General features: G+C 62.5%; 21 protein-coding genes. 6 read left to right on the top strand and 15 right to left on the bottom strand.

All coding sequences use genetic code 11. The features are described from left to right. Window positions 1-65: 65 nt before the first annotated feature. Window positions 66-620 (bottom strand): hypothetical protein, encoded by a 555-nt coding sequence (locus HYG82_RS21415; RefSeq protein ID WP_179259188.1) that lies wholly within the window; start codon window positions 618-620, stop codon window positions 66-68. 228 nt (window positions 621-848) lie between these two features. On the opposite strand from HYG82_RS21415, the gene fdhF reads away from it, so the two are divergent. Then, complete coding sequence (gene fdhF / locus HYG82_RS21410; protein ID WP_179259187.1) at window positions 849-2,990, top strand: formate dehydrogenase subunit alpha; 2,142 nt, start codon at window positions 849-851, stop codon at window positions 2,988-2,990. Window positions 2,991-3,065: 75 nt separating this feature from the next. Here the strand turns inward: fdhF and HYG82_RS21405 are convergent, their stop codons facing one another. The 8 genes from HYG82_RS21405 to aroC form a co-directional block, all read right to left on the bottom strand. Continuing rightward, entirely contained in the window at window positions 3,066-3,947 is an 882-nt protein-coding gene (locus tag HYG82_RS21405) for a DMT family transporter (RefSeq protein ID WP_179259186.1), read from the bottom strand. Window positions 3,948-4,046: 99 nt separating this feature from the next. Then, entirely contained in the window at window positions 4,047-4,646 is a 600-nt protein-coding gene (locus HYG82_RS21400; RefSeq protein WP_179259185.1) for a nitrous oxide reductase accessory protein NosL, read from the bottom strand. A gap of 93 nt (window positions 4,647-4,739) precedes the next feature. Next, the gene (locus tag HYG82_RS21395; protein ID WP_179259184.1) at window positions 4,740-5,219 is read right to left on the bottom strand and encodes an SRPBCC family protein; all 480 of its coding nucleotides are present in this window, start codon (window positions 5,217-5,219) and stop codon (window positions 4,740-4,742) included. Window positions 5,220-5,295: 76 nt separating this feature from the next. Then, the gene (lrpA1, locus tag HYG82_RS21390; RefSeq protein WP_179259183.1) at window positions 5,296-5,724 is read right to left on the bottom strand and encodes an HTH-type transcriptional regulator LrpA1; all 429 of its coding nucleotides are present in this window, start codon (window positions 5,722-5,724) and stop codon (window positions 5,296-5,298) included. Between the two features lie 503 nt (window positions 5,725-6,227). Next, window positions 6,228-7,163 (bottom strand): thiamine pyrophosphate-dependent enzyme, encoded by a 936-nt coding sequence (locus tag HYG82_RS21385; RefSeq protein ID WP_179259182.1) that lies wholly within the window; start codon window positions 7,161-7,163, stop codon window positions 6,228-6,230. Between the two features lie 3 nt (window positions 7,164-7,166). Then, window positions 7,167-9,071, bottom strand: coding sequence for a 2-oxoacid:acceptor oxidoreductase subunit alpha (locus tag HYG82_RS21380; protein ID WP_179259181.1), 1,905 nt, complete (start codon window positions 9,069-9,071; stop codon window positions 7,167-7,169). A 219-nt stretch (window positions 9,072-9,290) separates the two neighbouring features. Continuing rightward, window positions 9,291-10,076, bottom strand: a complete 786-nt coding sequence (locus HYG82_RS21375) for a PHP domain-containing protein (protein WP_179259180.1) — start codon at window positions 10,074-10,076, stop codon at window positions 9,291-9,293. A 170-nt stretch (window positions 10,077-10,246) separates the two neighbouring features. Next, entirely contained in the window at window positions 10,247-11,398 is a 1,152-nt protein-coding gene (aroC, locus tag HYG82_RS21370) for a chorismate synthase (RefSeq protein WP_179259179.1), read from the bottom strand. 126 nt (window positions 11,399-11,524) lie between these two features. On the opposite strand from aroC, the gene HYG82_RS21365 reads away from it, so the two are divergent. Together HYG82_RS21365 and HYG82_RS21360 are read left to right on the top strand one after the other, a co-directional pair. Then, window positions 11,525-11,896, top strand: a complete 372-nt coding sequence (locus HYG82_RS21365) for a DUF7344 domain-containing protein (protein ID WP_179259178.1) — start codon at window positions 11,525-11,527, stop codon at window positions 11,894-11,896. Next, window positions 11,893-12,624, top strand: coding sequence for a histidine kinase (locus tag HYG82_RS21360; protein WP_179259177.1), 732 nt, complete (start codon window positions 11,893-11,895; stop codon window positions 12,622-12,624). Before HYG82_RS21365 ends, HYG82_RS21360 begins: the two co-directional genes overlap by 4 nt. A 177-nt stretch (window positions 12,625-12,801) precedes the next feature. On the opposite strand, the gene HYG82_RS21355 is transcribed toward HYG82_RS21360, so the two are convergent. Further along, window positions 12,802-13,944, bottom strand: a complete 1,143-nt coding sequence (locus HYG82_RS21355) for a thiolase family protein (RefSeq protein WP_179259176.1) — start codon at window positions 13,942-13,944, stop codon at window positions 12,802-12,804. A gap of 117 nt (window positions 13,945-14,061) precedes the next feature. Beyond that, window positions 14,062-15,360 (bottom strand): 3-phosphoshikimate 1-carboxyvinyltransferase, encoded by a 1,299-nt coding sequence (gene aroA, locus HYG82_RS21350; RefSeq protein WP_179259175.1) that lies wholly within the window; start codon window positions 15,358-15,360, stop codon window positions 14,062-14,064. A 254-nt stretch (window positions 15,361-15,614) separates the two neighbouring features. On the opposite strand from aroA, the gene HYG82_RS21345 reads away from it, so the two are divergent. Together HYG82_RS21345 and HYG82_RS21340 are read left to right on the top strand one after the other, a co-directional pair. Continuing rightward, complete coding sequence (locus HYG82_RS21345; RefSeq protein ID WP_179259174.1) at window positions 15,615-16,814, top strand: AI-2E family transporter; 1,200 nt, start codon at window positions 15,615-15,617, stop codon at window positions 16,812-16,814. Between the two features lie 428 nt (window positions 16,815-17,242). Beyond that, window positions 17,243-17,875: a GAP family protein gene (locus HYG82_RS21340; protein ID WP_179259173.1), complete on the top strand. Its 633-nt coding sequence runs from the start codon at window positions 17,243-17,245 to the stop codon at window positions 17,873-17,875. 653 nt (window positions 17,876-18,528) lie between these two features. Here HYG82_RS21340 and HYG82_RS21335 read toward each other — a convergent pair. Then, complete coding sequence (locus HYG82_RS21335) at window positions 18,529-19,695, bottom strand: LolA family protein (protein WP_179259172.1); 1,167 nt, start codon at window positions 19,693-19,695, stop codon at window positions 18,529-18,531. A 102-nt stretch (window positions 19,696-19,797) separates the two neighbouring features. Here HYG82_RS21335 and HYG82_RS21330 point away from each other — a divergent pair, with 102 nt between their 5' ends. Beyond that, window positions 19,798-20,994, top strand: coding sequence for a M24 family metallopeptidase (locus tag HYG82_RS21330; protein WP_179259171.1), 1,197 nt, complete (start codon window positions 19,798-19,800; stop codon window positions 20,992-20,994). A gap of 845 nt (window positions 20,995-21,839) precedes the next feature. On the opposite strand, the gene HYG82_RS21325 is transcribed toward HYG82_RS21330, so the two are convergent. From HYG82_RS21325 to HYG82_RS21315, 3 genes are all read right to left on the bottom strand, one after another. Beyond that, window positions 21,840-22,280, bottom strand: coding sequence for a cupredoxin domain-containing protein (locus HYG82_RS21325; RefSeq protein ID WP_179264286.1), 441 nt, complete (start codon window positions 22,278-22,280; stop codon window positions 21,840-21,842). A gap of 117 nt (window positions 22,281-22,397) precedes the next feature. After that, complete coding sequence (locus tag HYG82_RS21320; RefSeq protein WP_179259170.1) at window positions 22,398-23,414, bottom strand: aldo/keto reductase; 1,017 nt, start codon at window positions 23,412-23,414, stop codon at window positions 22,398-22,400. A gap of 156 nt (window positions 23,415-23,570) precedes the next feature. Further along, window positions 23,571-23,750, bottom strand: a complete 180-nt coding sequence (locus tag HYG82_RS21315) for a PIN domain-containing protein (RefSeq protein ID WP_235217779.1) — start codon at window positions 23,748-23,750, stop codon at window positions 23,571-23,573. Window positions 23,751-24,079 lie beyond the last annotated feature (329 nt).

The following is a 24,079-nucleotide window of genomic DNA, read 5'->3' as shown; positions in this document are numbered from 1 at the left end:
TTCGTCGACGGAGGGGAAAAGCATCCGGTGTCTCGTTGCTGTGTAGGCACCACCGGCGCTCTCGATCACGACGAGAGCCGCCAGAGCGCTCGGTACAGCGTCCAGTAGTTACACTCCAGACGAGCGGTAAGCGAACGACACCGCTCGAGGTAGTCCACGTACTCCGGAATCGCTGGCGGATCAGGGTAGGGTCGAGAAAGCGCTTCAGCCTCCCGGAGCGCCGACCACTCGCGGGGACCGACGACGATGTACTCGTCAGGGTCCACGAACATGAGGAAGGCCGAGCCGACGGGGACATCGACGGCTGCGAGATCGGTCAGCCGAGCGAGGCCTGCTGCGGCGTCGGTCGCGTCGACTACGTCTGCGATAGCCCGACGGACCGTCTCGAAGTCGTTCTCCCAGAACCGCTCCTCGGCATCCCGTCGCTCGTCGTCGGGATACGCCCCGAGAAACCGTCGGTAGTACCATCTGACGACCCAGGCGGCATCCCGGCGGCCGTATTCCCCCGTTGCGAACGCGTCCGGGAGCGTCTCGATGTTCTCACGCTCGACCGCGTACAGGGGCTCGCGCTCCCTGTACTCGCGCGCCTGAGTTTCTACGAGCGAACGCGTGAGTTCCATCGTCCTGTCGTTCCCCACGACCGTCCGTCAACGTTTCCCCGTCGTCGGGGAACGGTACCTCGGCGGCGACCCCGCGACGAGAGCGGCCGGCTGCCCCTTCAGAGGCGGGAATTGCGATCAGTGCGATCAGTGACTCCTCCCTCGCACCGACATACATTCCGCGTGGTAGAAAACATCATGCACGGTGGGGTCGTTGGATGCGGGTAACGGGCGAGACGGAAGAACACAATGTCCAGTGAGAACCAAGACCCGGTCAAGACGATTTGTCCGTACTGCGGCGTCGGGTGTGGCATCGAGATCCAGCAGGGCGACGAGGCTGGCGACGTCCGGTTCCTCCCCTGGGGCGATGCGCCCGTCAACGAGGGACGCATCTGCATCAAAGGTGGGGCGGCGACGGAGGTCGTCGACCACGAGGACCGGCTCACCGATCCGCTGATCAAAGAAGACGGCGAGTTCCGCGAGGCATCCTGGAGCGAGGCGCTCGAGTACGTCGTCGACGAACTCGAGCGCATCCGCGACGAACACGGACCGGATTCGATGGGATTTCTCGCCTCCTCGAAGGTGATGAACGAGGAGAATTACCTGCTTCAGAAACTAGCCCGCCGGTACGGGACTAACAACGTCGACAACTGTACGCGAATGTGCCACGCTTCAACGGTCTGGGCGCTGCGGACCAGTCTAGGCGCGGGCGCGATGACCAACAGCATGCGAGATCTCCGCGACGCGGCGGATCTCTTCTGGATTCAGGGTGCGAATCCGGGCGAGCAACATCCGATAGCGAACAGCCAGTACTTCAGGCAGGCTGTCCTCGATGGTGCGACCGTTGTCCAGGTCGACCCGCACGCGAACAAGACCACGCGGACGTTCGGAATCGACGACACGGACCGCCACCTGCACCTGCAGTTGAATCCCGGAACGGACATTCCGCTGTTGAATATCGTTCTCAAGACGATCCTCGACTACCACGACGAAAACCCCGACGAGGGCTGGATCGACGAGGAGTTCGTCGAGGAGCGCACGGAGGGGTTCGAACACCTCCGGGAGACGCTCGAGGGATTCGACAAATCGGCCGCGGCAGCGGAGTGTGGCGTCCCGCTCGAGGAGATCGAACGTGCGGCGACGAAGTATGCGGCGGCGGACAACGCCGCGATCTTCACCGGAATGGGGATGAGCCAACACGCCTGCGGCGTCGACAACGTTCAAAACGAAATCAACCTGGCGCTGATCACGGGCAACCTCGGACGACCCGGAACGGGTGTCAACCCGCTGCGCGGACAGAACAACGTCCAGGGGACCTGTGACGTCGGTGCGATGCCGAACGTGTTGCCCGGCTACCAACTCGTCGACGACGACGCAGCCCGCGAATCCGTCGAGGACGTCTGGGGCTTCGAGATCCCGGCCGAACCGGGCCTCACGAACGTCGAACTCACCTACGAAGCCGGCGACGCCATCAGAGGACTCTACGTTATGGGCGAGAACCCGGTAATGAGCGAACCCGACGCCAACAGCGTCGCCGAACGGCTCGCGGACCTCGAGTTCACAGTCGTTCAGGACATCTTCATGACTGAAACCGCGGAGTTCGCAGACGTCGTTCTCCCGGCAACGACGTGGGCCGAGCGCGGCGGCACCGTCACCAATACCGACCGCCGCGTCCAGCGGATGCGCGGCGTCGACAAAGTTCACGAGAACACGAAACACGACCTCGAGATCCTTCGCGAGATCGGAACGCGACTCTTCGACGGCGACGCGTTCAGCTTCGAGGACCCGGAATCGGTCTTCGAAGAACTCCGACGGGTCTGTCCGAGCTACCACGGCATGACCTACGACTTACTGGGCGAGGAGGGCCTCCACTGGCCCTGCTACGAACCCGGTGACGAGGGCGACCCCTTCCTCTACGAAGCGGGGTTCGACACCGAAAACGGACGCGGTCACATCGAAGGCGTCGACCATCAGCCGCCGGCCGAGACCCCCGACGACGACTACCCGCTGATCCTCACCACCGCGCGACTCGAGGAACACTACAACACGGGTACGATGAGCACCCGGTCGCCGACGCTCAACCGGCAGACGCCGGAGAACTTCGTCGACGTCCACCCGGCCGACGCCGACCGCTACGGGATCGAGGACGGCGAGTACGTCCGACTCCGCTCGCGGCGCGGGGAGATTACGCTCGAGGCCCACGTCACCGACGACACGAAGGAGGGCGTCGTCTGGACGACACCGCACTTCGCCGCCGCCTCGGCGAACGTACTCACGAATCACGTTCTCGACGAGCGGGCGAAGATACCCGAGTACAAGGCGGCGGCAGCCGAAATCGAGGTAGACATCGAATCCGCGTCGGCGGACGACGATCCGGCGGCGACCGATTGATCTGTGACGTGCCGACACGAACGATCGGTCGGACGAGTCGTCACGCCGAACGCCTCGCTTCGTCTGTTCGACGGGTTATCCTCGCTCGAGCGTCGCGACGGCGACGCCCGCAACCACGGCGAGACCACCGACGACCGTGACCGGATCGGGGACCTCCGCGAGCAGGACGAACGCGAGCGCGGTCGCACCCACCGGCTCGCCGAGCCAGGCGACGCTCACGACGACCGACTCGAGGCGCTCTATGACCCAGTTGCTCACGGTATGGCCGACGATTCCCGGGCCGACGGCCAGGCCGAGAAAGAGGAGCCATTCACGGGTGGGGTAGCCGACGAACGCGTGGCCCTGGGCCACGACGACGAGCATAAGCATCACCGCGCAGACGCCGTATACGACCGCCACGTACGGAAAAAGGGAGACGCGCTGACGAATAGACCGGCCGGCCAGTACGTATCCGGCGACGGTCACCGCGCCGAGTAACGCGAGCGCGTTACCGTACAGCGTCGCGTCGGACAGCAGCGTCGTTTCGGTGTCGCCGAGAGACATGACGGCGGCGCCTAGTATCGCGACGACGATTCCAGCCGCCGTTTTTCGACCGATTCGTTCGCCGAGGAGTAGCCACGCTCCAACCGCCACGAAGATGGGCTGGCTCTGTACGAGCGTTACGCTCGCAGCGACGCTCGTGTGGTTTAGGCTTTCGAACCAAGCTGCGAAGTGGACCGCCAGAGCCGTGCCGGCACCGATAGCACCCATGAAGTCGCGACGGGAGAGTCGCGCGAAGGCTGCGCGGTAGCGACCTACGGCGACCGGTGTGACCAGCGCCGTCGTAAAGAGAATCCGATAGAACGCCGCGACCGAACTCGGGGCCGCGCTCCAGCGAACCAGAATCGCGCTGGTGCTCGTCGCCAACACGGCAACGGCGAGCACGGCGATCGGCGGTACCTCGAGGTCGACGGTCACGGCTGTCGCACTCGCCCGAGGAGTAAAACAGGTTCCGAAACTCGCTTCAGGTCCGAGTTTGCAGGCCCCCTCTCATCGGCGGCGGTGAGGTTCGGACCCCTACTCGTCCGGGAGATGGTGTTCGCGATAGATCGACGCGATTTCGAGGTCGACGTCCTCGAGTCCGACGATGATGTCGTCTTCGGGCGTCAACTCCTCTGCATCCCATTCTTCGAGGAACGCAACCGCGTCTTCACGGTCGGCGTACGGGCGCGGATCGATTCCCATCGGGTCATCGGCTGCCTCCTCGTCGGTAATGAGGACGAAGTGGGCCTCGGTCGCATCGATGAGACCACCAGTCTCGTAGTCGGTCGTCCAGGCACCGGCGATCGGCGATTCCGGCGTCGATGAGGCGACGTACGCGAACAGACAGCCGGGCGAGTCGAAGACCGCCGCTAGCCCGTTTTCGTGGACGAGTTGGCTTTTCCCGAACCATTCGGTCGCGATCATGCTACAGACCGCACAGCGGTGCCCGTCGGGGAATTCGAACGGTCCGTCGTCGACGTTCTCGATAGTGGGTTCGTATACCTGCGCGGGGGGCCCGTCGTCGGTCTCGGTGTCGGGCTGGTCGCCGCCGAGACAGCCCGCGATACCTGCGGCAAGTCCCGTCCCGAGGATGCCCAGCAGGGCCCGCCGCTCGAGCCCGGTTCGGTCAGTCATATCCGATGTTACCGATACAACGGACAAAACTATCGTGGTACGGCTCTCGAATCCGAGCGATACTGCCGCCGACGAGGGACCGGAACCCGCCGGTCACTCGAGTCGCGCCTTCGCCAGTCGATGGCGCGTCCGGAACATCGCCTCGAAGCCGAGTTTCGAAAGCGGTGCCACCGCGTCGCCGATTCCACCGAGCGGAAGTTCGTACTGGACTCGGTCTCGTATGACCGTCCGGTCGCCATCGGCGTAAAACGTGTGAGTGTGTTCCCAGCGATCGAACGGACCGTGGACCATCTCGTCGCGAAAGTAGGCCGACCCCTCCTCACGCTCGCGGTCCGTGATGACCGATGTCCAGTGCTGGCGTGGCCCCACTCCGAACGGGCGAATCGACAGCGCGACTTCCGAACCGTGCTCGAGCACGTCGGGATGTGCCTCGCCGTCCGGGCCGATTACGTGCTCGACGCGGAGGTTCATCCAGTCCGGCGTCACTGCCTCGAGCCCAGAAATCCGCGAATTGAACTCCCAGACGTCCTCGAACGTCGATTCGACGGTCGTTTCGCGGTCGTACGTGGCCATGGAACAGTTCCACCTACGGCGGCCACCGACAAAACGAGGGCCCCGACGGTCGGCGACGAATCGAGCACCAGGCCAGTTACTTCAGACGCTCCTGTAGAAACGAGGGATGGGCCGCGGTGACGCCGTCTATCTCGAGCAATTGCTCAGAAATGATCTCGCCCAGCGAATCGCCGTCCTCGGCGCGAACTTCGGCCATTAGCATGTGATCGCCGCTGGAACTGTACAGCGCTTCGACCTCGTCGAGTTCTTTAATGGCCTGCGTCGCTTCCACGTATCGCTCGCTCGAAACGTCGAGACCGACCAGCGCGATCGTTTGGCTCGAGAGTTTTTTCGGGTCGATGTCGGCAGAGTAGCCGACGATGACCCCCTCTTCCTCGAGTTGATTGATGTACTTCCGCACCGTCGGTTTCGAGACGTTTGCCCGCTTGGCGATCTCGGCGTAGGACGCCTGAGCGTCCTCCTCGAGAACCTCGAGAATTTGATCTTCCGTCGCCTGGGTACTCATGTGAGTATGTTTTGCTCCGACGGAAAAATATCTTTTGTATACGAAAACGACGGATATCCGAACGGAACGAACGTGAACGCGCCGTCCCGAGCGGGGGTGTCCTGACGGCATACCCGACGGAGGAACGGCACGCTCGAGACGCTCCAGACGGTGGGTAGTTTCTGTACGGTCGCCACCGACGATATCGGCCGAACCGCCGAATTTCGGTCTCAGTTCTCGATTCGTGCATCGTTTTTCGACCCCGAGCGGTCCTCGATCGGTCCCGCGACGGGGCGGTCGATTCTGCGAACGAAGACCGAGGTGGACGGGGATAGCGAACGTGAACGCAGTACTCCTATTCGGTGTTCGACGGGTGACGGTTCGACGACAGAACTGCCGCAATGGCGAGTCGCTCGAGACCCGCTCTTGAGGGAGAACGTGCAAACCTTACTGCAAACGAGACGGCGATACGCAACTCGGTGACAGTCGCTGACTACGGGGAGCCGTTTCGGGATTCGTTGCGCTCAGGTGTGGCGCTCGAGCAGATCGTAGCTTCGTTCCCATTCGGCGTCGTCGTCGAAGTACCGCTCGGCCAGCGGTTCGTCCGGCATCTCTCCGACGGCGGCTTTTTCCTGCTGGTAGGACGGGCGATCGTCGTCGACGTAGTACCGGCCGGTCAGGACGGTGCCCTCGTTGAGGACGTCCTCGGTTTCGTGCATCATTTCGGCGGCTTCGCGCCGATCGGTCACGTCGAAGTCGTAGTCGTCGGATTCCTGTACGTCGATGTAGGGGACGTATTGACGGGCGTCCTTGTTCCAGGTCGGACACTGCGTGAGGAAGTCGATGTGGGCGAAGCCGTCGTGTTCGATGGCTTCCTTGATGATCTCCTTGGCCTGGTTCGGATTGACGGCAGCGGTGCGGGCGATGTAGCTCGCGCCCGCGTTCAACGATAGCGAAAGCGGCCGCAACGGCGTCTTCGCACTGCCCGAAGGCTGGGTCTTTGACTTGTGACCTTTCGGACTCGTCGGGGAGGTCTGACCTTTGGTCAGGCCGAATATCTCGTTGTTGAACACGATGTACGTCATATCGTGATTTTCCCGGGCCGAGTGGATGAAGTGGTTCCCGCCGATCCCGTATCCGTCGCCGTCGCCGCCGGCAGCGATGACTTCGAGATCGGTGTTCGCCAACTTGGCCGCTCGAGCGACGGGCAGCGAGCGTCCGTGAATCGTGTGGAACCCGTAGGTGTCCAGATAGCTGTTCAGTTTGCCGGAACAGCCGATCCCGGTCACGGTCAGCACCTCCTCTGGCGTCTTGCCGACTTCTGGGAGGGCCTGCTTCAGCGCCTTTAAGACGCCGAAATCGCCACAGCCCGGACACCAGGTCGGCTGCGGTTCGATACCGGGCGTAAACTCGTCCCGGTCGATCTCTCGTTCCTCTCCGATCGCGTTGAATGCACTCATTGGTTAGTCACCTGCGGCTGGTTCGATTCGTACCTGTGCGCTTGGCTGGCGGTCTTCTCCTTCGAGATTGACTTCGTATCCCTCGACGATCTCGGCGGGTTCGAAGGGGTTGCCGTTGTACTTCAGCAAACTGGTCATTTTGTCGCCGAACCGGCCCAGTTCTTTCTGGATCAGCCCGCGGAACTGAGCGGTGGCGTTCATCTCGACGACCATCGCCTCGTCGACGCTCTCTAGGAAGTCGGTCACTTCGGCTTCGGGGAACGGCATCATGTCGGAGACGCTGAGTCCCTTGACGGCGTAGCCGTTCCCGTTGAGCCGCTCGACGGCTTCCGCGACTGCACCCTGTGACGAACCCCAGGTGATGATACCGTACTCGGCCGTCTCGTCGCCGAAGGTGGTCTGGTTGGACGCGTGTTCTTCGGTAAGTTCCTCGCGGATGTGGTCGAGTTTCTCGAGACGGCGATCCATCTGGAAGACGCGGTTGTCGGGGTCCTCGCTGATGTGGCCGACCGGGCTGTGTTCGTTGCCGGTCGCGAGGAAGCGCCCGCCTTGCTGGCCGGGAAGCGAACGAGGGCTGACGCCTTTCTCGGCGTCGTCGTAGTTGAACCGTTTGAATTTCCCGCTCGCGTCGTGGGCGGCCTCCCGGAGTTCCTCCTCGGTCATCGTCGACCCCAGATCGGGCTCGGGTTCCCGGTCGAAGAACTCGACGTCGACGTTCGTGTTCTCGCCCGAGAGCTTCTGGTCGTAGATGATAATCGTCGGGATCTGGTAGTCCCATGCAATCTTGAAGGCGAGTCTGGTCTGATCGTAGGCTTCCTCGATGTTGCCGGGTGCGAAGACGACCCGCGAAGAGTCGCCCTGGCTGGTGTAGAGGACGAACTCGAGGTCGCCCTGTTCGGGTTTCGTCGGCATCCCGGTCGAAGGACCGGCGCGCATCGACTCGACTAGGACGATTGGAGTCTCGGTCATCTCTGCGAGGCCGAGCGGTTCGGACATCAGGGCGAACCCGCCGCCCGACGAACCGGACATGGCCTTCGCCCCGGCGTGGCTCGCACCGACCGCGAGTGCCGCGGCGGCGATCTCGTCTTCGACCTGCTCGGAGACGCCGCCCATGTCGGGGAAGTTCTGGCTGAGAATGGTGAACACGTCCGTCCACGGCGTCATCGGGTAACCGGCGATGAATCGGCAGCCGGCGTCGATCGCGCCGTACGCGATCGCGTTCGAACCCGACAGCAGCGCTTGCTCGGTCTCGTGGGAGCCTTCCGGCGCGCGCAGGTCGTGATCGAAGTCGTACTCTTCGGCGACGGTGTCGTACGCCTCGTGAAGAATTTCGAGGTTCGACTCGAGGACGTCCCCGCCCATCGCGTCGGACATCAGGTCTTCAATGTGATCGAGGTCCATCTCGAGCAACGCCGCCGTCACCCCGACACCGGCGGTATTGCGCATGACTTCGCGGCCGTGTTCCCGTGCGAGCCCCCGAAGGTCCATCGGGAAGACGTGCCAGTTGTTCTCCTCGGCGCGTGCCTCCAGATCGATGTCCGCGACGTCTTCCTCGCCGATGAGCCCCTCGTCGTAGACGATGATCCCGCCTTCGCGGAGATCGTCCAGGTTCTCGGAAAGGGGTTTGATCTCCTCGTTGCCGTAGTAGGCCTCTTCCTGGGGGTTCCGGGCGAACGAATCACCCAGTGCCAGCAGGAAGTTGTAGCCGTCTCCGCGTGACTGTACCTCGTGGTCTGCGGCCCGAATTTCGACGTACGTGTGGCCGCCGCGAATTCGCGACGGGTAGTGTCGATGGGTAAATACGTCGAGCCCCGAGCGCATCAGCGCCTTGGCGAAGTTCTGACTCGTCGAGTCGATTCCGTCACCGGAACCGCCCGCGATTCGCCAGATAAGTTCGTCGCTACTCATAGGTGGATCAGTGGCCAGTGGCCAACCGTACGTGGATTTTCGGACTACCGGACCTAAAGCCTTTGCTATAGATTACCAAGGATCTTTCGTGAAGAATGGACATCCATTTAAGAATATGTGTGGACGACCATTATAATTGCCACATTTGAGGCGAAAGACCATTACATTCTTCGAGAACCAGTATGCTGTTTCTTCCAGTTTATGACGAACCGGATCGCGTCACCGACTACGGTCGATTCCGTCCGGTTCGACCGGCTCGAGCCCGGCTTCCTCGACGAATTCAGCGAGAAAATCAGCGCGTTCGGGTATATCGGACGGGCGGTGCGAGTCGGTACCGACGGTTACGGCCACGTCGTGTTCCCGGAGAACGGACAGGAAGGGGTCCGACGGATGGACGACGTCTGCATCGGTCAGCGCTCGACCGGCGTTTATCTCGGGAACGGTCCGTGAATCGGCGAATGCCCGGGCCACACGGTGATACTGCTCTTCGGTCGCTCGACCCCGCAACGGAGGGGTTCGCTCGAGTAAATCTGCGTGAGCCGCAATGCCGAACAATTCCGATTCGACGAGTGCGATCAATTTTTCGAAGTAGTCGTCGACGACACCGTCTCGCTCGGCCTCGGTCATTTCCGTGAAATGGGCTGTGATCTGTACGTTTCTCCCATCGACGTCGTGGACGCTCCCGATCGCGTAATCGAATCCTGCCTCCAGAAGAAACTCCTCGATAGCGGCCTCGTCTCGCGGATCGTAGTCCATCTCGACGGCGTCGTAGATCTCGAGATCGAAATCCGTCCGGAGCCGTTCGATTCCCTGACGCCGACGCTCGTGAGTGAGATCGAGATTGAAGCCGTAGACGCTCCGCATCGATTCGTGGCGTTCGCGCGAGGCCACGTTGCAGTGGTCAGCAAAGCCGACACCCTCGAGGCCGGCCGATTTGGCGGCTCGAACCATCCCCCTGAGGAAGTCGCCATCCGAGTAATTTGAATGAACGTGAAAATCCCGCATAGGTCGTCGACCACGGGAATCGGGTTAGTTGTTTCGCTTACAGAACCGTCGTTGCGTCCGGGACGGCCGAGATCGGTCGCTCACGGGCACGAGTTCGCGCCAGGTATCAACCCCGAGCTACCGATCGTCGGTCCCTGCACTCCGCCCGTCGGTTCGACAGCCGGATCGGACTACTCGTTTCGGGGGCTGCTCGGGTGATAGTCCGTGTCGTACTCGCCCGGCTGATCGTCGAGACGGTCCGGGTTAAGGCGACCGGCGAGTAGCATGAAGTCGACCAGCGTCAGCGCGAGCATCGCCTCGACGACGGGGACGCCACGGGGCGGGAGGACGGGATCGTGACGGCCGATGACCTTCTCTTCTTTGAGTTCGCCGGTCTCCCAGTCTGCGGTCTGCTGAGTCTTCGGAATCGACGTGGGGGCGTGCAACGTAACTTCGCCGTAGATCGGCTCTCCTGACGATATACCGCCCTGAATGCCGCCGTGGTCGTTCTCGACTGGCACCGGGTTTCCGTCATCGTCGAACTCCCAGTCGTCGTTGCGCTCCTTGCCCGTCCACTCCCGCGCCTCTCGTCCAAGGCCGAATTCGAAGGCCGTCGTCGCCGGGACCGCCATCATCGCCTGCCCGAGGCGGGCCGACAGCGAGTCGAACCGGGGTGCGCCGAGTCCGACTGGGACACCTCGAGCCTCGAAGTAGATACTTCCGCCGATAGAGTCCCCTTCCTCCTGGTAGTCCGCGATCAGGTCCTGCATCGCTTCGGCCGTCTCGGGGTGGGCACATCGCACGTCGTTTTCCTCCGAGCGTTCAACGATCTCCTCGAAGCTCACTTCGGGGGCTTCGACGTCGCCGATCTGGTTGACGTGTGCCTTGAGTTCTATCCCGTTTCGCTCGAGGAGTTTCTTCGCGATCGCACCCGCGGCGACCCAGTTGACGGTCTCGCGGGCCGAGGAACGGCCGCCGCCGCCCCAGTTACGCGTGCCGAATTTGGCCGAGTACGTGAAGTCGCCGTGGCTCGGTCGCGGGGCAGTGATAAAGGGCTCGTATTTGCCCGAGCGTGCGTCTTTGTTCTGAATGACCATCCCGATCGGCGTCCCGGTCGTGTAGCCGTCCTGTATCCCGGATTTGATCGAGACCGCGTCGGGTTCGCCGCGGCTGGTCGTGATCATCGACTGGCCCGGCTTTCGGCGGTCGAGATCCTCCTGAATGTCCTCTTCCGAGAGTTCGAGGCCGGCGGGACAGCCCGAAACGGTACAGCCCATCGCCTCCCCGTGGCTCTCGCCGAACGTGGTCACCTGAAAGAGGCGACCGAAGCGGTTGCCGTTCATTATCGGTTCTCTGGGACGCGGACACTTAGCCCTGCAGGATTCGGACAGGAGCCGCGGACGCAGGTTCCGCGAGTCGTTTCGATCACCGCGTACAGGTATTTCAGTGTCGGTCACGTAGATTTCTCAATGGACGACGAGCAGTTCGAACCTGATCTGTTCGCGCTGCGCGCGGCGGCCGACGAGCTTCCGGTCGACGACGTACTACGTCTGTTCGCCGACCGCCACGCCCGCTACGCGGTCGTCTACCTCATCGACAATCCGACGCCAACGCTCGAGGACCTCGCCGACGTGATTGCCGCGAAGGACGCCACCAATGAATCGACGATCGCGGCGCCGGCCGATCGAAACCAGATTCGAACGCATCTCTATCACGCGATCCTCCCCAGGATCGAGGCGCTGGGGTTCATCACATTCGAAACCGAAACGAACGCAGTCACCGGGACCGACATCCCAAACGCGGTGGCCGATGCCCTGGGGGTGACCGATCGACCGCCATGAGCTCGCTCGGAGAGTTCGTCGAGGCAGTCGAACGCCGGCGGAAGACGCTCGAAGTCCACACCGATGACGACGCAGTCAGTGACGCACTCCGACGGCAGTTCGAGACGCGAAACGTCGACGTCGTCCATCGATCGATCGGGTCGCTCGACGACGCCGGATTCGTGATCGTCAGAGACGCCGACGACGAGTTCCGCGGCGCGCTCGGAATCGATCAGTTCCAAGCGATCCTATCACCGCAGGTCCATCCACCGTGGGAACTCGCCGAAACCGACGAGGATCGATCGGATCTGTTCGATTTCCTCGAGAACACGCTATTCACCTCGTACAGTCGCCGCCAAATGCTGGCGACGGCTCGCGAGATCGAAGAGCGAGCGTGGCGCGTCGGCACCGGTACGCTATATTCCGGGTTCGAACGGGCGACGGCCTTCGCCGTACAGGCCGACGTCTACGATCGTCTGGGGAGCCGCGGATCGCTCGCGGTGAGGATCTTCTTCGACGACGAGTGGGACGCACCGGTCGCCGATGGCGTGTCGGTCGTCTCGGAACCGGGAGGCGAGCTGGGAGAGTACTGGTTCGTGGTTTTCGACGGCGGCGGCAACGAACTGGAAGCCTGCGCGTTGCTCGCCGAGGAGCGGCAAGACGGAGAATTCTACGGGTTCTGGACGTACGATCAGGAGCTGGTCGGTGATCTCGTTTCGTATCTGGAAAGGACGTACGCCGTCGAGTAAGCGTCGGCGGCGCCGGTCGAGACGTCTGTGAATCCGATTGCGAACAGTCAGCCCCGAATCGTCTCTCGAGGGGGCGTTGCTCCCCGTCTCCGATTTCGGATCTCGCTCACTCCGTTTGCGTCGAACCGCATGTCCCGCCCTCGCACGATCTGGACCACAAAGCCTCGTTCGGCCGTCTCAGGGGAGTTCGAACTCGATCGCCGCTCCCTGACCGAAGCCGACGCATTCCGTGGCGATTCCGCGGTCGACGCCGCGACGGTTCATTTCGTGGACGAGCGTCACCGGCAGGCGGGCGCCGGAACAGCCAAGCGGATGGCCGATCGCGATTGCGCCGCCATTGACGTTGAGTCGGTCGTCCGGAATGCCAAGTTCGCGCTGGGAGTACAGCGTCTGGCTGGCAAACGCCTCGTTGATCTCGACGAGCCCGTAGTCGTCGATATCGCGGCCGGCGCGCTCGAGCAGGCCCTCTGTCGCGGGAACGGGTCCGACGCCCATGATCGTCGGATCGACGCCTGCAACGTAGCTGGTTCCAACCGCTGCGAGGATTTCGAGGTCGTGTTCGTCGGCAAGTTCGCGGCTGGTGAGCATCACGCCGGCGGCACCGTCGGCGATCTGAGAGGCGTTACCGGGCGTGACCGTCCCGTCCTCTTTGAAGACCGTCGGCAGTTCGGCGAGCGTTTCCGGGGTCGTGCCGGGACGCAGCCCTTCGTCTTCGTCGTGGACGCCGTCGTCGGTCTCGATCGGGACGATCTCGTCGTCGAATCTGCCTTCCTCGGTGGCTTCGACCGCACGTCGTTGGCTGCGCGCACCGTATTCGTCCTGTTCCTCGCGGGAGACGCCGTACTTCTCGGCGACCTTCTCGGCCGTCATTCCCATCGCCAGATTTCGCATCCCGTATCTCTCCTCGAGACCGGGATACACATCGCCGCTGTCGCCGCCCCCCATCTTGACGCGGCTCATGCTCTCGACGCCACCGGCGATGACGGCCGATTGGCGCCCCGCAGCGATCGAATCTGCGGCGCTGATGATTGCCTGCGCGGAGGAGGCACATTGCCGATCGACGGTCGTCGCGGGGACCGACTCACCGAGCTCGGAGAAGAGCGCGATCTGCCGTGCGATGTTCGTCCGCTGCTCGGAGCGCTGCTGGGCACAACCCCACATCAGATCATCGACGTCGTCACCGGAGAGACCGGTCTCGGCGAGCATCTGGTTGACCAGCGGAATCGAGAGATCCTCGCTCCGAATGTCCGCAAGTGCACCGTCTTCTTTCCCCTGTGCCGTTCTTACAGCGCTAACGATCACCGGCGTATTTCCCGACATTGTTTGGCACAATCTCTTGTGGTCGTAAATAGATACGGTCTCCGGAAAGTAACAGATCGATATTCTAAGGATCGTTGTATCGGAAAAACGGCGGAGACGACCTCGCGGATTGGTGCGCTACTCCTGTCGCTCGAGTCCGACGCCCAACTCCTCGAGCATGCCGAAGAAGCCGGGGAAGGAGACGTCGACGTGATCGGCTCCCTCGACGGTCGTCTCGCCGTCGGCGACCAGCCCCGCCAGCGAAAGCGCCATGATGATCCGGTGATCATCGCGCCCCGAGACGGCGGCTCCCTCGAGTCGGGAGTCGCTTCCGTGGATCGTCAGCGAATCGCGTTTCTCCGTCGTCTCCACGCCCATCCTCCCCAGTTCTTCGGCCATCGCACTCACTCGGTCAGTCTCCTTGTACCGGACGTGCTCGGCGTCGACGATGCGGGTGTCGCCGTCAGCCACCGCACCGAGCGTCGCGATCGTCGGCAGCAGATCGGGCGTGTCCTCGACCGAGACTTCGATTCCGGAGAGCGGTGCCCCCGAAACGTCGATCGTCCCCTGTTCGCGGTTCCAGTCCACCTGCGCTCCCATCCGCTCGACGATATCGACGATGGCGCTGTCGCCTTGCGCGCTCGGGTGTGCACCCTCGATGCGAACGCCCTCGCTCTCGTCGCCGGCGATCACCCCGGCTGCAAGGGGATACGAGATCGACGAGAAGTCGCCGGGAACCGCATACTCGCCGCCCGCAGGCGCGTAGGATTGTCCTCCTTCGACGGCGAACCCGGCTTCCGTCTCTCGGGCGTCGACCCCGAAATCGTCGAGGACCTCGAGGGTCACGTCGACGTACGGTGCGGACTTGAGTTCCGTCTCGAGGTCGATCGAGATTCCCTCGTCCGTGACCGCGCCGGCCATCAACAGGGCGGTGATGTACTGCGAGGAAACGTCGCCGGGGATCGACACCTCGCCGCCGGCTAGCGGACCGGTGACGATCAGTGGCGCCTGGCCGTTCCCGCGGCTGCTGTACGCCGTCGCTTCGAGGTCGGAGAGGGCCTCGAGCAGCGGCCCCTGGGGCCGCGAGCGCAGCGACTCGTCGCCGGTCAGCACCGAGGTCCCGTCGGCCAGCGCCGCCGCAGCGGTGACGAGTCGCATCGTCGTGCCGCTGTTTGCACAGTCGATAACGTCCGCTGGGACGTCGGGTCGTCCGCCGAAGCCCGTGACTGCGAGGGTATCGTCGTCCCGCCGATCGACGTCGCCGCCGAACAGACCCACTGCACGGGCGGTCGCTTGCGTATCCGCGCTCCAGAGCGCGTCGCGGACAGTCGCCCCGTCGGCGTACCCCGCCGCCAGAATAGCCCGGTGTGTGTAGCTCTTCGACGGTGGTGCCCGCGCCGTTCCGGCGACGCTCGAGGGCGTGATAGTGACGTTCATGCTCGGTCTGTAGAGCGGCCTCGCCTTACCGATACCGATCCCCGAACTGTCTCATCCTCGGTCCGATACGATCACCGTCCCGACGGCGGATCAATCGCGCCAGACGTCGGTTTCCCGGACTGCCTCTACTCGATCCGGTCAGTTCGATGACGGTTTGCACTGGGAGGAGTTACGGCGAGTCGACAGTGATACAGACGGGATATTCAACCTGAGGATGCAATTTCGTTACGACTATTCCCGTGCTACCGCCACCCATGGACGAAGCCGATTCGCCGATGCAAAACGTCCGCGTCTGGGCGGCTCACCAACGCGTCGGATGGTGGGCCCTGGGGATCGCGTTGCTTGGCGTGCTGGGACTCGTCGTCGACCAGTATCTCCCGTGGCTCGTCTTCGGGCTGTTCATTTACTACGTCGCGAGACCGCTGACCCGACGGCTCGAGCGGCACATCGCTTCGCCGACGCTCGTCGCCGTATTGACGCTGCTCCTGATCGTCATCCCGATCGTGGTGGTGATCGCCGCGGTGTTGCTCGTTGCACTCGGGCAACTGGTGACGGCGGTCGCGGACCTGCCGGTCGACAGGCTCCTCGCGCAGTTACCGATTCAGATTTCGGATCTCCCGACCACGCCCTCTGAGGTGTACGATACGTCGGTCGTACTGATACAGGACCCGTCTGTCCAGAATCTGTTCGGTTCCGTCGGTGGCGCAGTTAGTGCGATCGGCGCGACGCTGTTCAATATGTTCATCTCGCTGCTGATCGCGTTCTTCCTGCTGATTAGCGACCGGGATATCGCCGGCTGGTTCGAATCGAACGTGTTCGGCGAGGGTAGTCTGGGGACCGAATACCTCTCGGCCGTCGACCGTGGGCTGGGGTCGATCTACTTCGGGTACACGATGACGATCTTCGCGGTTATCGTACTTTCGGCGCTCATCTACACCCTGTTCAACGCCGTCGCACCCGGCAACCTGGCGATCCCGTCGGCAGTGCTTTTCGCCGTCGTTACCGGCCTCTTCACGCTCGTCCCGCTCGTGGGCCGGTCGATCGTCTACTTTGCGATCGCCGGGACTCTCGCGGTTCAGGCGGCGACGGCTGATCCGCGACTGCTCTGGTTTCCGCTCGTGTTCCTCGCGGTCATGATCGTCGCGTTTGACAACCTCGTCCGGACGTACATCCGACCGTACCTCTCCGGCCGGTTGCTTAACACCGGGCTGGTCATGTTCGCGTACCTCTTCGGCCCGCCGCTGTTTGGCTGGTACGGGATCTTCCTCGGCCCGTTCCTGATGCTGTTTATCGTAACGTTCATCAGACTGATCCTCCCGGTCTTGGCAGACCCCGAGCGTGAGCGCGTCGAAATCGAACCCGAACACACGCTTGACGAGTTCGTCGAGAACGTCGGGGATCGGGAGGACGTTCCCCCGTCCGAACCAGACCGGACCGACATCGGAACTGGGTGACACGGGCCGACACGAGAGTCCGCCTCTGCCGGCGCACGACCGGGTTATCGTTTCGGCCGGAACGTCGGTACGTGACGTCAGGCTGAAAAAGACGGCCACTTCGAGCGAGGCTCGGCTCTCGAGACCGTAGGACGACTATCCTGACCGTCAATGATGGTCGCGATACATCGTCGATCGAGTCACTCGTCGGGAATACGGCGGCGCGCTCGCTGCAGTGCTGGGTCCGAGCACCGGCCGAACAACCGCACGCGAGCGCAGTACCTGTACGATACCGGGAAATACTCCTTGTGTAACCTAGGTCACATTAATTGACGTCGACGTCTTACAACCGTTCTGTAGAGAACCGCGATGAAGGTGACAACCAAAGACGGGTGCGGAAAGAGGGGGTCAGGTCAGCACATCGGATCGGATCGCCGTACACACGAGCCGTGAGTCTCCTCGAAGTTCTCCCGTTGGCAATCGTGATGATCGCGGGGCCACAGATACTCTCCCCCATCTTCCTCGCCACGACCGAACAGTGGCGCGCGAACTCGACGGCGTACGTTTTCGGCGCGTTCCTCTCGATTAGTCTCATCATCGTCGTCGCGTACCTCCTCGGAACCAGCCTCGGTGACGGTGGCGGCCTGCTTGGGGCGAGCACAAAACAACTGCTGTATCTCGCCGTCCTCGTCCTCCTGCTCTACGCGGCAGTGACGACCTACCGGAAGCGGAACGTGTCGGAACCACCGGCGTGGATTGGCAGGTTGACCACAGCGACGCCGCGGTTCTCGTTCCGACTGGGGTTTCTGCTGTTGGGCTTTTTCCCAACCGACATCGTCACCTCGGTGAGCGTCGGAACCTACCTCGCGGCGAACGACGACCCGGTCACGGACGCGACAGGGTTCGTCCTGCTCACGCTTTTCATCCTGGCGCTTCCGTCGCTCGGCGTGTTCGTACTCGGCGAGCGAGCGGAAGCCGCGCTCCCGGTGATCCGCGATTGGATGAACGACAACTCGTGGATCATCTCCGAAGCGGTGATCGCACTCTTCGTCGTCCTGACGCTACAGAACCTCCTCGCGTAGTCTCCGCGGGCGCGAACCACGAACGATTCGGTCGCCACTGTATCCACGGACTCGGCCCCTGAACCCGAAAAACCGCCCGAGTCGCGTTTCGGGGCTCGGTTCACCCCCCGCGGTTCGAGTCGGCGTCTCGACCCGCTCGAGACCCGCCCCTACCTGTCGCCATCGGTCCGATACCTGCGCTTTGCAATGATCAGGCGTCACCGAGCAGCCACAGGGTCTGACGGTGCCGGTCTCGGAGCCAATGGTCGTAATTGTGGTCACCAGATGTCCGCAGCGCGGACTGTCGGGAAGCGACGATGACTCGTCGGTACTAGCATCTCCATCGCTACTCATAGTGGCCACTGCTCTCAGTTTCACCCACTGTGAATTCCGGAGCGAAAGCTGCCTTCGTCTTGCGATTCTGCTGCTGTGCGGGACGTTTATATCTCGTTGGAATGAATGGAAGCATGGCTCCTGGACCCTCTCGGGTTTGGAAGCCAGGCCTCGGATGGTCTTAGCACCCCGGGGCGTTTGCGCGCCGGCCCTGGTTCTGGAGGCAGGCTTCCGGCTTCAAGTCGACGTGTCTCAACTCATAACTACTGCTATTATCGGATACTACCTCTGGTGCATCGAGTGCAAAATACGCAGAAATACGGCAGCCAACGGAGGGTCGATCAACCGAGCGACGAACAGCCGATCGACGACGCGACCTCGAGCAACGGCGACTCGTCGACGAGGCTCGAGACCTCGTAGCTCAGGTCGTCGCAGGTCCAGAAGACGCTCTGTATCCGCCCATCGCGACGGTAGGCCGTGTGTCCGTCGAATTCGATCTGCTCGAGGGCGTCTGGGTCGAATCGCTGTGTTTCCCGGACGGTCACGAAGAGTTCTTTCGCGATCACGGTTGGATCGTTGTACCAGAGGGTCGCAACCGTTCCGCCGAACGTCGGCTTGCGCTCGACCACCGTAACCCGATCGAGGTCGTACGAGTCGGGCACCGCAGGGCCCGGCAGGTCGTAGGGGACGATTTCCTCAGCGGCAGTCGTGGACTCGAAGACCCCCTCGGGCTTCGGGCCGTCGGTGACGACGGTCGCATCTTTCGGCGGGTCGTACGTGAACGTCCCCGACGGAAGCCCGTGATCGATCGAGAGATCCTCGTATGTAACGATCAGATCGTGGCGGATCTCACCGTCTTCGCTGACCGTATTCCGCTCTTTGATCGGATACCGATGTTCGTCGTCGATCCAGACGGTCCTGGAAACGTCCATCGCCTCGGAATCGCCGCTCGCTCGCAACGGGACGACGAACGTCGTATCCCCGACGACGAGGTCGACGGACGGCCCGACGTCGTCAATCGGCGGCACCGTTTCGATAACGTGTGCCGTGCGGCCGTCGACCGTCTCCGTCCCCTCGTAGCTGAGTTCGTGGTCCGCCAGTAGGTCCTCGAGAACGAGTCGGACCCCGTCGGTGTCGACCTTGTTCGGATGATACTGTTTGTCCACCGTTTCGGTCGTCGGATTATACTCCCACGTCGTCGCCCGGTTCGTTACGGTGACCGAACCGGCGGGGACGTCGGGATCGGTCGATTCGACCACCTCGATACGCTGTTTGGCCGGCGGTACTCGTGCGATACGTTCGACCCGCTCGACCGTTTCGTCGGGTGCGTCGATCGTCATGGTTCGACGGGCCGCGAGATCGTTCATATGACGGCGCGTCTCGATCGCGGCCTCGATGAGGGCGTCGCTCCGCGGCCGCTCACCGTCCGTGTCATCACTGGCTGGGGTACTCTCACAGCCGGTAACCCCGACTGCGGCCACCGTTACTAATAACTGTCGACGATCCATACATGTGAGAATACTAACTTTATTCATAAAGATACTGGTTTGAATCTACGGAGGAGGGGCTGGAACATCGGGATTATGTAGCCGCCCTTACGATACCTGCGTATGAATATCGACGTTGATCTCTCGTCGCTTCGCGAATATCTCACGGAAACCGGTCTGGACGGGTACCTGATCGACGACGACGCCTCGGACTCGGACCAGCGGTACGTGTCAGGCTTTACCGCTCCCGACCCGTACCAGACGCTGGTGACCAGAGACGGCGTTCACCTGCTCGTCTCCGGCCTCGAGTACAGTCGCGCGAAGTCGGAAGCGAACGCAGACACGGTTACCCGCCGCGCCGACTACGAGTACCAGCAACTGGTCGCCGAACACGGCCAGTACGAAGGTGAAATCCGAACGCTGTCAGCATTTCTCTCGGATCACGACAATCAGTCGATCGCCGTGCCGCGAACCTTCCCGACGGGAACCGCAGACGGACTGCGAGAGCGCGGTCACGAGGTGACGGTCGAGCCGGACGGAATCGTGACGAGCATCCGCTCGACGAAAACAGAGTGGGAGGTCGAACAGATTCGGACGAGCCAGCGGGCCAACGAGGCGGCGATGGCCCGAGCCGAGGAATTGATCGCGACCGCGGACATCGAGGGCGGCGTCCTCGTCAGCGACGGCGAGCCCCTGACCAGCGAGCGCGTTACGGAGGAAATCGAGATCACCCTGTTGCGACGCGGCTGCGGACTGGACGAAACGATCGTCGCCTGCGGTGCCGACGGCGCAGATCCCCACGACAGGGGCAGCGGCCCGCTCAGAGCCGACGAGTTGATCGTGATCGATATCTTCCCGCGGGACAAGGAGACCGGCTACTTTGCAGACATGACTCGAACGTTCGCCCGCGGCGACCCCGGTGAGGAGGCTCGTCGACGCTACGAAGTCACACGAGGTGCCTACGAGGCCGCTCTGGAGACCGTCGAGGCAGGCGTCACCGGAGCCGCGGTCCACGACGCGGCCTGCGACGTGATCGAAGACGCGGGCTACGAGACGCTCCGGAGCGATCCGAACGCAGAGACCGGGTTCATCCACAGCACCGGACACGGCGTCGGGCTCGACATCCACGAGCAGCCGAGCGTCTCGCCTGCCGGCGGCGACCTCGAGCCGGGCCACGTAATTTCGATCGAACCGGGCATCTACGACCCGGCAGTCGGCGGCGTTCGCATCGAAGACCTCGTGGTTGTCACCGAAGACGGGTACGAGAACCTGACCGACTATCGGATCGGGCTCGAGCCGACGACCGACGGTCGACAGTGAAGTAGGATGGGTGAAACAGATAGCCGGAGACAGGGGCAAGCCCTGCCTACCCGAGCGAGGACGTTCGAAACGGCTTCGTCGTTTCGGAGACGAGCAAACGCGAGGCAGTTGCGATCTCCGCACGATCCGCGGTCTCACAGAATGCGAAGCGGGCACAAGTTCTCGGCGACCTCCGAAAAACGTGGGACACACGTATCCGCTCAGCACAAACAGACCAGGTAGTTCGTCACCGCTCGATTTCAGGCGAACCGGGGAACGACAATTTGCTGTACGCGTCAATCCCATAGCTAGTACACTACCTCCCCTACTTCGCTCGGTCTGGCGACCTGGCTCCGTTGAGGACGAAATTTTGACGTGGACTCCCGTTGTGGCCACCGACGGTGGCCCAGGGCGACCTGGCTTCCGTCTCAGGGTCTTGAGTGCTTACACGGTCACAGTCATGGTCCTGCCATTCAGCACGATGTTTACCGATGTGCCTCCGCCGCAGCCAGTCTGGTTGCGACGGAGTAGCCGCCGACAGTACCGGACTGCCACGTTCTTGGCAGCGTCGTAGTCGTCGTGATTCTGGTAGCCGCATTTGAGACTCGCGAAGGTATCCTGTGAGAGTCGGTTGTCCTCGGGACTGAACCCACAACTGCACCGCTGTAAGGTGTCGGAGCTGGCTCCGTCTTCGCTTTCGGACTGCGCTTCAGTTCTTCGATCTCCTGCGCTCCTCGTTGAGGAAGGGGCTCCGCGCTGCTTGTATACTGAAGACGGACGATTTGCCCGGTTCGGTATGAGAAACAGGTGCGATCATCGACCCTGTGTCAATCGTCCCAGTGGCTATGATACCGTCGTCACTACTGCTATTCGACTTGAATATCGGCGACCATCGTATTCGGATGGACCTCGCAGATGTACGTAACCATTTCGCTGCTGGCCTCGAACTCCAGCCACTGATCGTCACCGGGTTCAGCCGCTTGCTCGGTCACGAGGTCGTCGATTACTTCGTCGTTTTCATCATAGATTGCGATATTGTGCGGATTGCCGTCGCCGGTCGTCCAGCCGATCTCGTATGTTTCACCCTTCTGGAGGATGAGCGTCGGATTCTCCTCGTCTGCGATCGAGTCGGGTGCGATGCCGAGCCAGCCGGACGTCTGCCCGTCGAACTCGATCTGCGTGCCGGGATCGATCTCCACGCCGCCGTCGTCGTTACCACCGTTACCGCCATTGCCGCCGTTACCGCCATTATCACCGCAGCCGGCGATAAACGCTGTCGACGCTGCAACACCTGTTAGCTCGAGCATCCGTCGTCTGGAAGTGACCCTCTTCTGTGTCATCACGTTGGCCTAGGATCCAATAGTAATAAACGTCTGGAGAGATCCGACTGAATGGGAACGTCACACCGGTAAGGAGTGGCGTGCTCAGCGATAGTTGCCGTCGTCCGTGCCACGCGCCGCGTCGATCCGCTCTAACTGCGCGGGGGAAAGATCGAGTCCGACTGCGCCGACGTTCTCCTCGAGTTGATCCGTCGTCCGTGCGCCGACGATCGGCACGCACGGAAAGCGGTCCTGATCCATCAGCCACCGCAGCGACACCTGCGCGGGCGTGGCACCGACCTCGTCGGCCACCGATTCGACGGCCTCGAGGACGTTCCAGGCAGTCTCGCTGGTGTAGCGGTCCTCGAAGAGATCGGAGAGAGTACCGCGCGAACCGTCGGGCGCGACGACGGTTCCGTCAGCAGCGCGCTCGTACTTGCCGGTGAGGAACCCGCCGGCGAGCGGCGAGTACGGACAGACGGCGATATCTTGATCGGCGCAGACGTCGAGATAGTCCCCGACGTCGTCCGTGTCGGCCGCGTTGAACATCGGCTGGGTGACGTCGAAGCGCTCGAGGTTCTCGACGTCGCTTTCCCACAGCGCCTTCGTGAGCTTCCAGGCGGCCATGCTCGAGGCCCCGAGGTAGTGGACTTTCCCCTCGCTGACGAGTTCCGTGAGCGTCCGGAGGGTCTCCCGGATCGGCGTGTCCTCGTCCCAGCGGTGGATGTAGTAGAGGTCGAGATAATCCGTACCGAGTCGCTCGAGGGTCCCCTCGATCTGGGCGCGGATGTGCTTCCGGCCGAGCCCGGAGTCGTTCGGTCCCGGATCACCCCGGCCGTTAAAGGGGAAGTAAACCTTCGAGGCGATGACGAGGTCCTCGCGATGATGGTCGCGGTCCGCGAGCCATTCGCCGATCCACCGCTCGCTCGTCCCGTCCGGATCGCCATAGACGTTCGCGGTGTCGATGAAGTTGATGCCGGCGTCCCAGGCCGCATCGAGCAACTCTCGCGCATCCTCGCGGTTGGTTTCGACGGTTCCGTCGCTCTCCTTTCCGAATCGCCAGGTGCCGAAACAGAGCCTCGAGACCGTCGTCCCCGTCTCGCCGAGCGTCGTATACTCCATGCGACTGGATTCGACCGCGAGAATCAAAACGAGTAGGGAAGCGGCGATCATTTCGAGTCGGTCAGTGCGTAAGAATGTCGAGATCGTCGACCCGTTCGAAGTAATCGACGTCGTTAGTTACGATGGGGACGTCGTGAACGAGGGCGATGACAGCGGTCACCGACGGCGTTCCCGATCGGAGTCTCCGTCTCGGTACAGTGACACACTGATTTCTCCGGCAACCGTTTCCCAGTCTCGAACGAACGGCAGTTCTCGACCCTGCTGAAGGAGGCTCTTTGCCTTCCGTCGTTCACCCTCGGTCGAATTTGCGAGGTGAATTCCTTCCCAGAGTTCCATCACCGTCACCGAACTCATCCGCGCCGTGGCGCGCTCGTCGAGCGATCGACCCGCCTTTTGCTCGTCCCCTCACCTCGTAGCGCGTCGATGAGAAATGAGGTGTCGATGATCATTCGGGCACGCCCGCGATCCACCTGACTCGCTTTCACTGTTCGTCTGTTCCCTCCTTTCGCCGCCGTACGACGATCTCATCCAGTTCGTTTCCCCTTTCGTCGTCCAGGACACTGTACCAGTCCTCGAGTGTCGTCCCGTCCGTCAGCGGCAGTCCTCGAGTGTCGTCCCGTCTGTCAGCGGCAGTCCTCGAGTGTCGTCCCGTCCGTCAGCGGCAA

Source organism: Natrinema halophilum (genome assembly GCF_013402815.2).
Taxonomy (GTDB): Archaea; Halobacteriota; Halobacteria; order Halobacteriales; family Natrialbaceae; genus Natrinema; species Natrinema halophilum.
The sequence above is the reverse complement of the archived record's forward strand: the minus strand, read 5'-3'. Positions and strand labels throughout refer to the sequence as shown.

Bases quoted from the DNA above. Each gene is read 5' to 3' on its own strand.
- HYG82_RS21355 (WP_179259176.1), bottom strand. From the start codon at position 13,944: ATGTCGGGAAATACGCCGGTGATCGTTAGCGCTGTAAGAACGGCACAG.
- HYG82_RS21395 (WP_179259184.1), bottom strand. From the start codon at position 5,219: ATGGCCACGTACGACCGCGAAACGACCGTCGAATCGACGTTCGAGGAC.
- fdhF (WP_179259187.1), top strand. From the start codon at position 849: ATGTCCAGTGAGAACCAAGACCCGGTCAAGACGATTTGTCCGTACTGC.
- HYG82_RS21400 (WP_179259185.1), bottom strand. From the start codon at position 4,646: ATGACTGACCGAACCGGGCTCGAGCGGCGGGCCCTGCTGGGCATCCTC.
- HYG82_RS21325 (WP_179264286.1), bottom strand. From the start codon at position 22,280: ATGCTCGAGCTAACAGGTGTTGCAGCGTCGACAGCGTTTATCGCCGGC.
- HYG82_RS21375 (WP_179259180.1), bottom strand. From the start codon at position 10,076: ATGCGGGATTTTCACGTTCATTCAAATTACTCGGATGGCGACTTCCTC.
- HYG82_RS21380 (WP_179259181.1), bottom strand. From the start codon at position 9,071: ATGAGTAGCGACGAACTTATCTGGCGAATCGCGGGCGGTTCCGGTGAC.
- aroA (WP_179259175.1), bottom strand. From the start codon at position 15,360: ATGAACGTCACTATCACGCCCTCGAGCGTCGCCGGAACGGCGCGGGCA.
- HYG82_RS21360 (WP_179259177.1), top strand. From the start codon at position 11,893: ATGAGCTCGCTCGGAGAGTTCGTCGAGGCAGTCGAACGCCGGCGGAAG.
- lrpA1 (WP_179259183.1), bottom strand. From the start codon at position 5,724: ATGAGTACCCAGGCGACGGAAGATCAAATTCTCGAGGTTCTCGAGGAG.
- HYG82_RS21315 (WP_235217779.1), bottom strand. From the start codon at position 23,750: ATGGAACTCTGGGAAGGAATTCACCTCGCAAATTCGACCGAGGGTGAA.
- HYG82_RS21320 (WP_179259170.1), bottom strand. From the start codon at position 23,414: ATGGAGTATACGACGCTCGGCGAGACGGGGACGACGGTCTCGAGGCTC.
- HYG82_RS21345 (WP_179259174.1), top strand. From the start codon at position 15,615: ATGGACGAAGCCGATTCGCCGATGCAAAACGTCCGCGTCTGGGCGGCT.
- HYG82_RS21330 (WP_179259171.1), top strand. From the start codon at position 19,798: ATGAATATCGACGTTGATCTCTCGTCGCTTCGCGAATATCTCACGGAA.
- HYG82_RS21385 (WP_179259182.1), bottom strand. From the start codon at position 7,163: ATGAGTGCATTCAACGCGATCGGAGAGGAACGAGAGATCGACCGGGAC.
- HYG82_RS21335 (WP_179259172.1), bottom strand. From the start codon at position 19,695: ATGGATCGTCGACAGTTATTAGTAACGGTGGCCGCAGTCGGGGTTACC.
- HYG82_RS21365 (WP_179259178.1), top strand. From the start codon at position 11,525: ATGGACGACGAGCAGTTCGAACCTGATCTGTTCGCGCTGCGCGCGGCG.
- aroC (WP_179259179.1), bottom strand. From the start codon at position 11,398: ATGAACGGCAACCGCTTCGGTCGCCTCTTTCAGGTGACCACGTTCGGC.
- HYG82_RS21415 (WP_179259188.1), bottom strand. From the start codon at position 620: ATGGAACTCACGCGTTCGCTCGTAGAAACTCAGGCGCGCGAGTACAGG.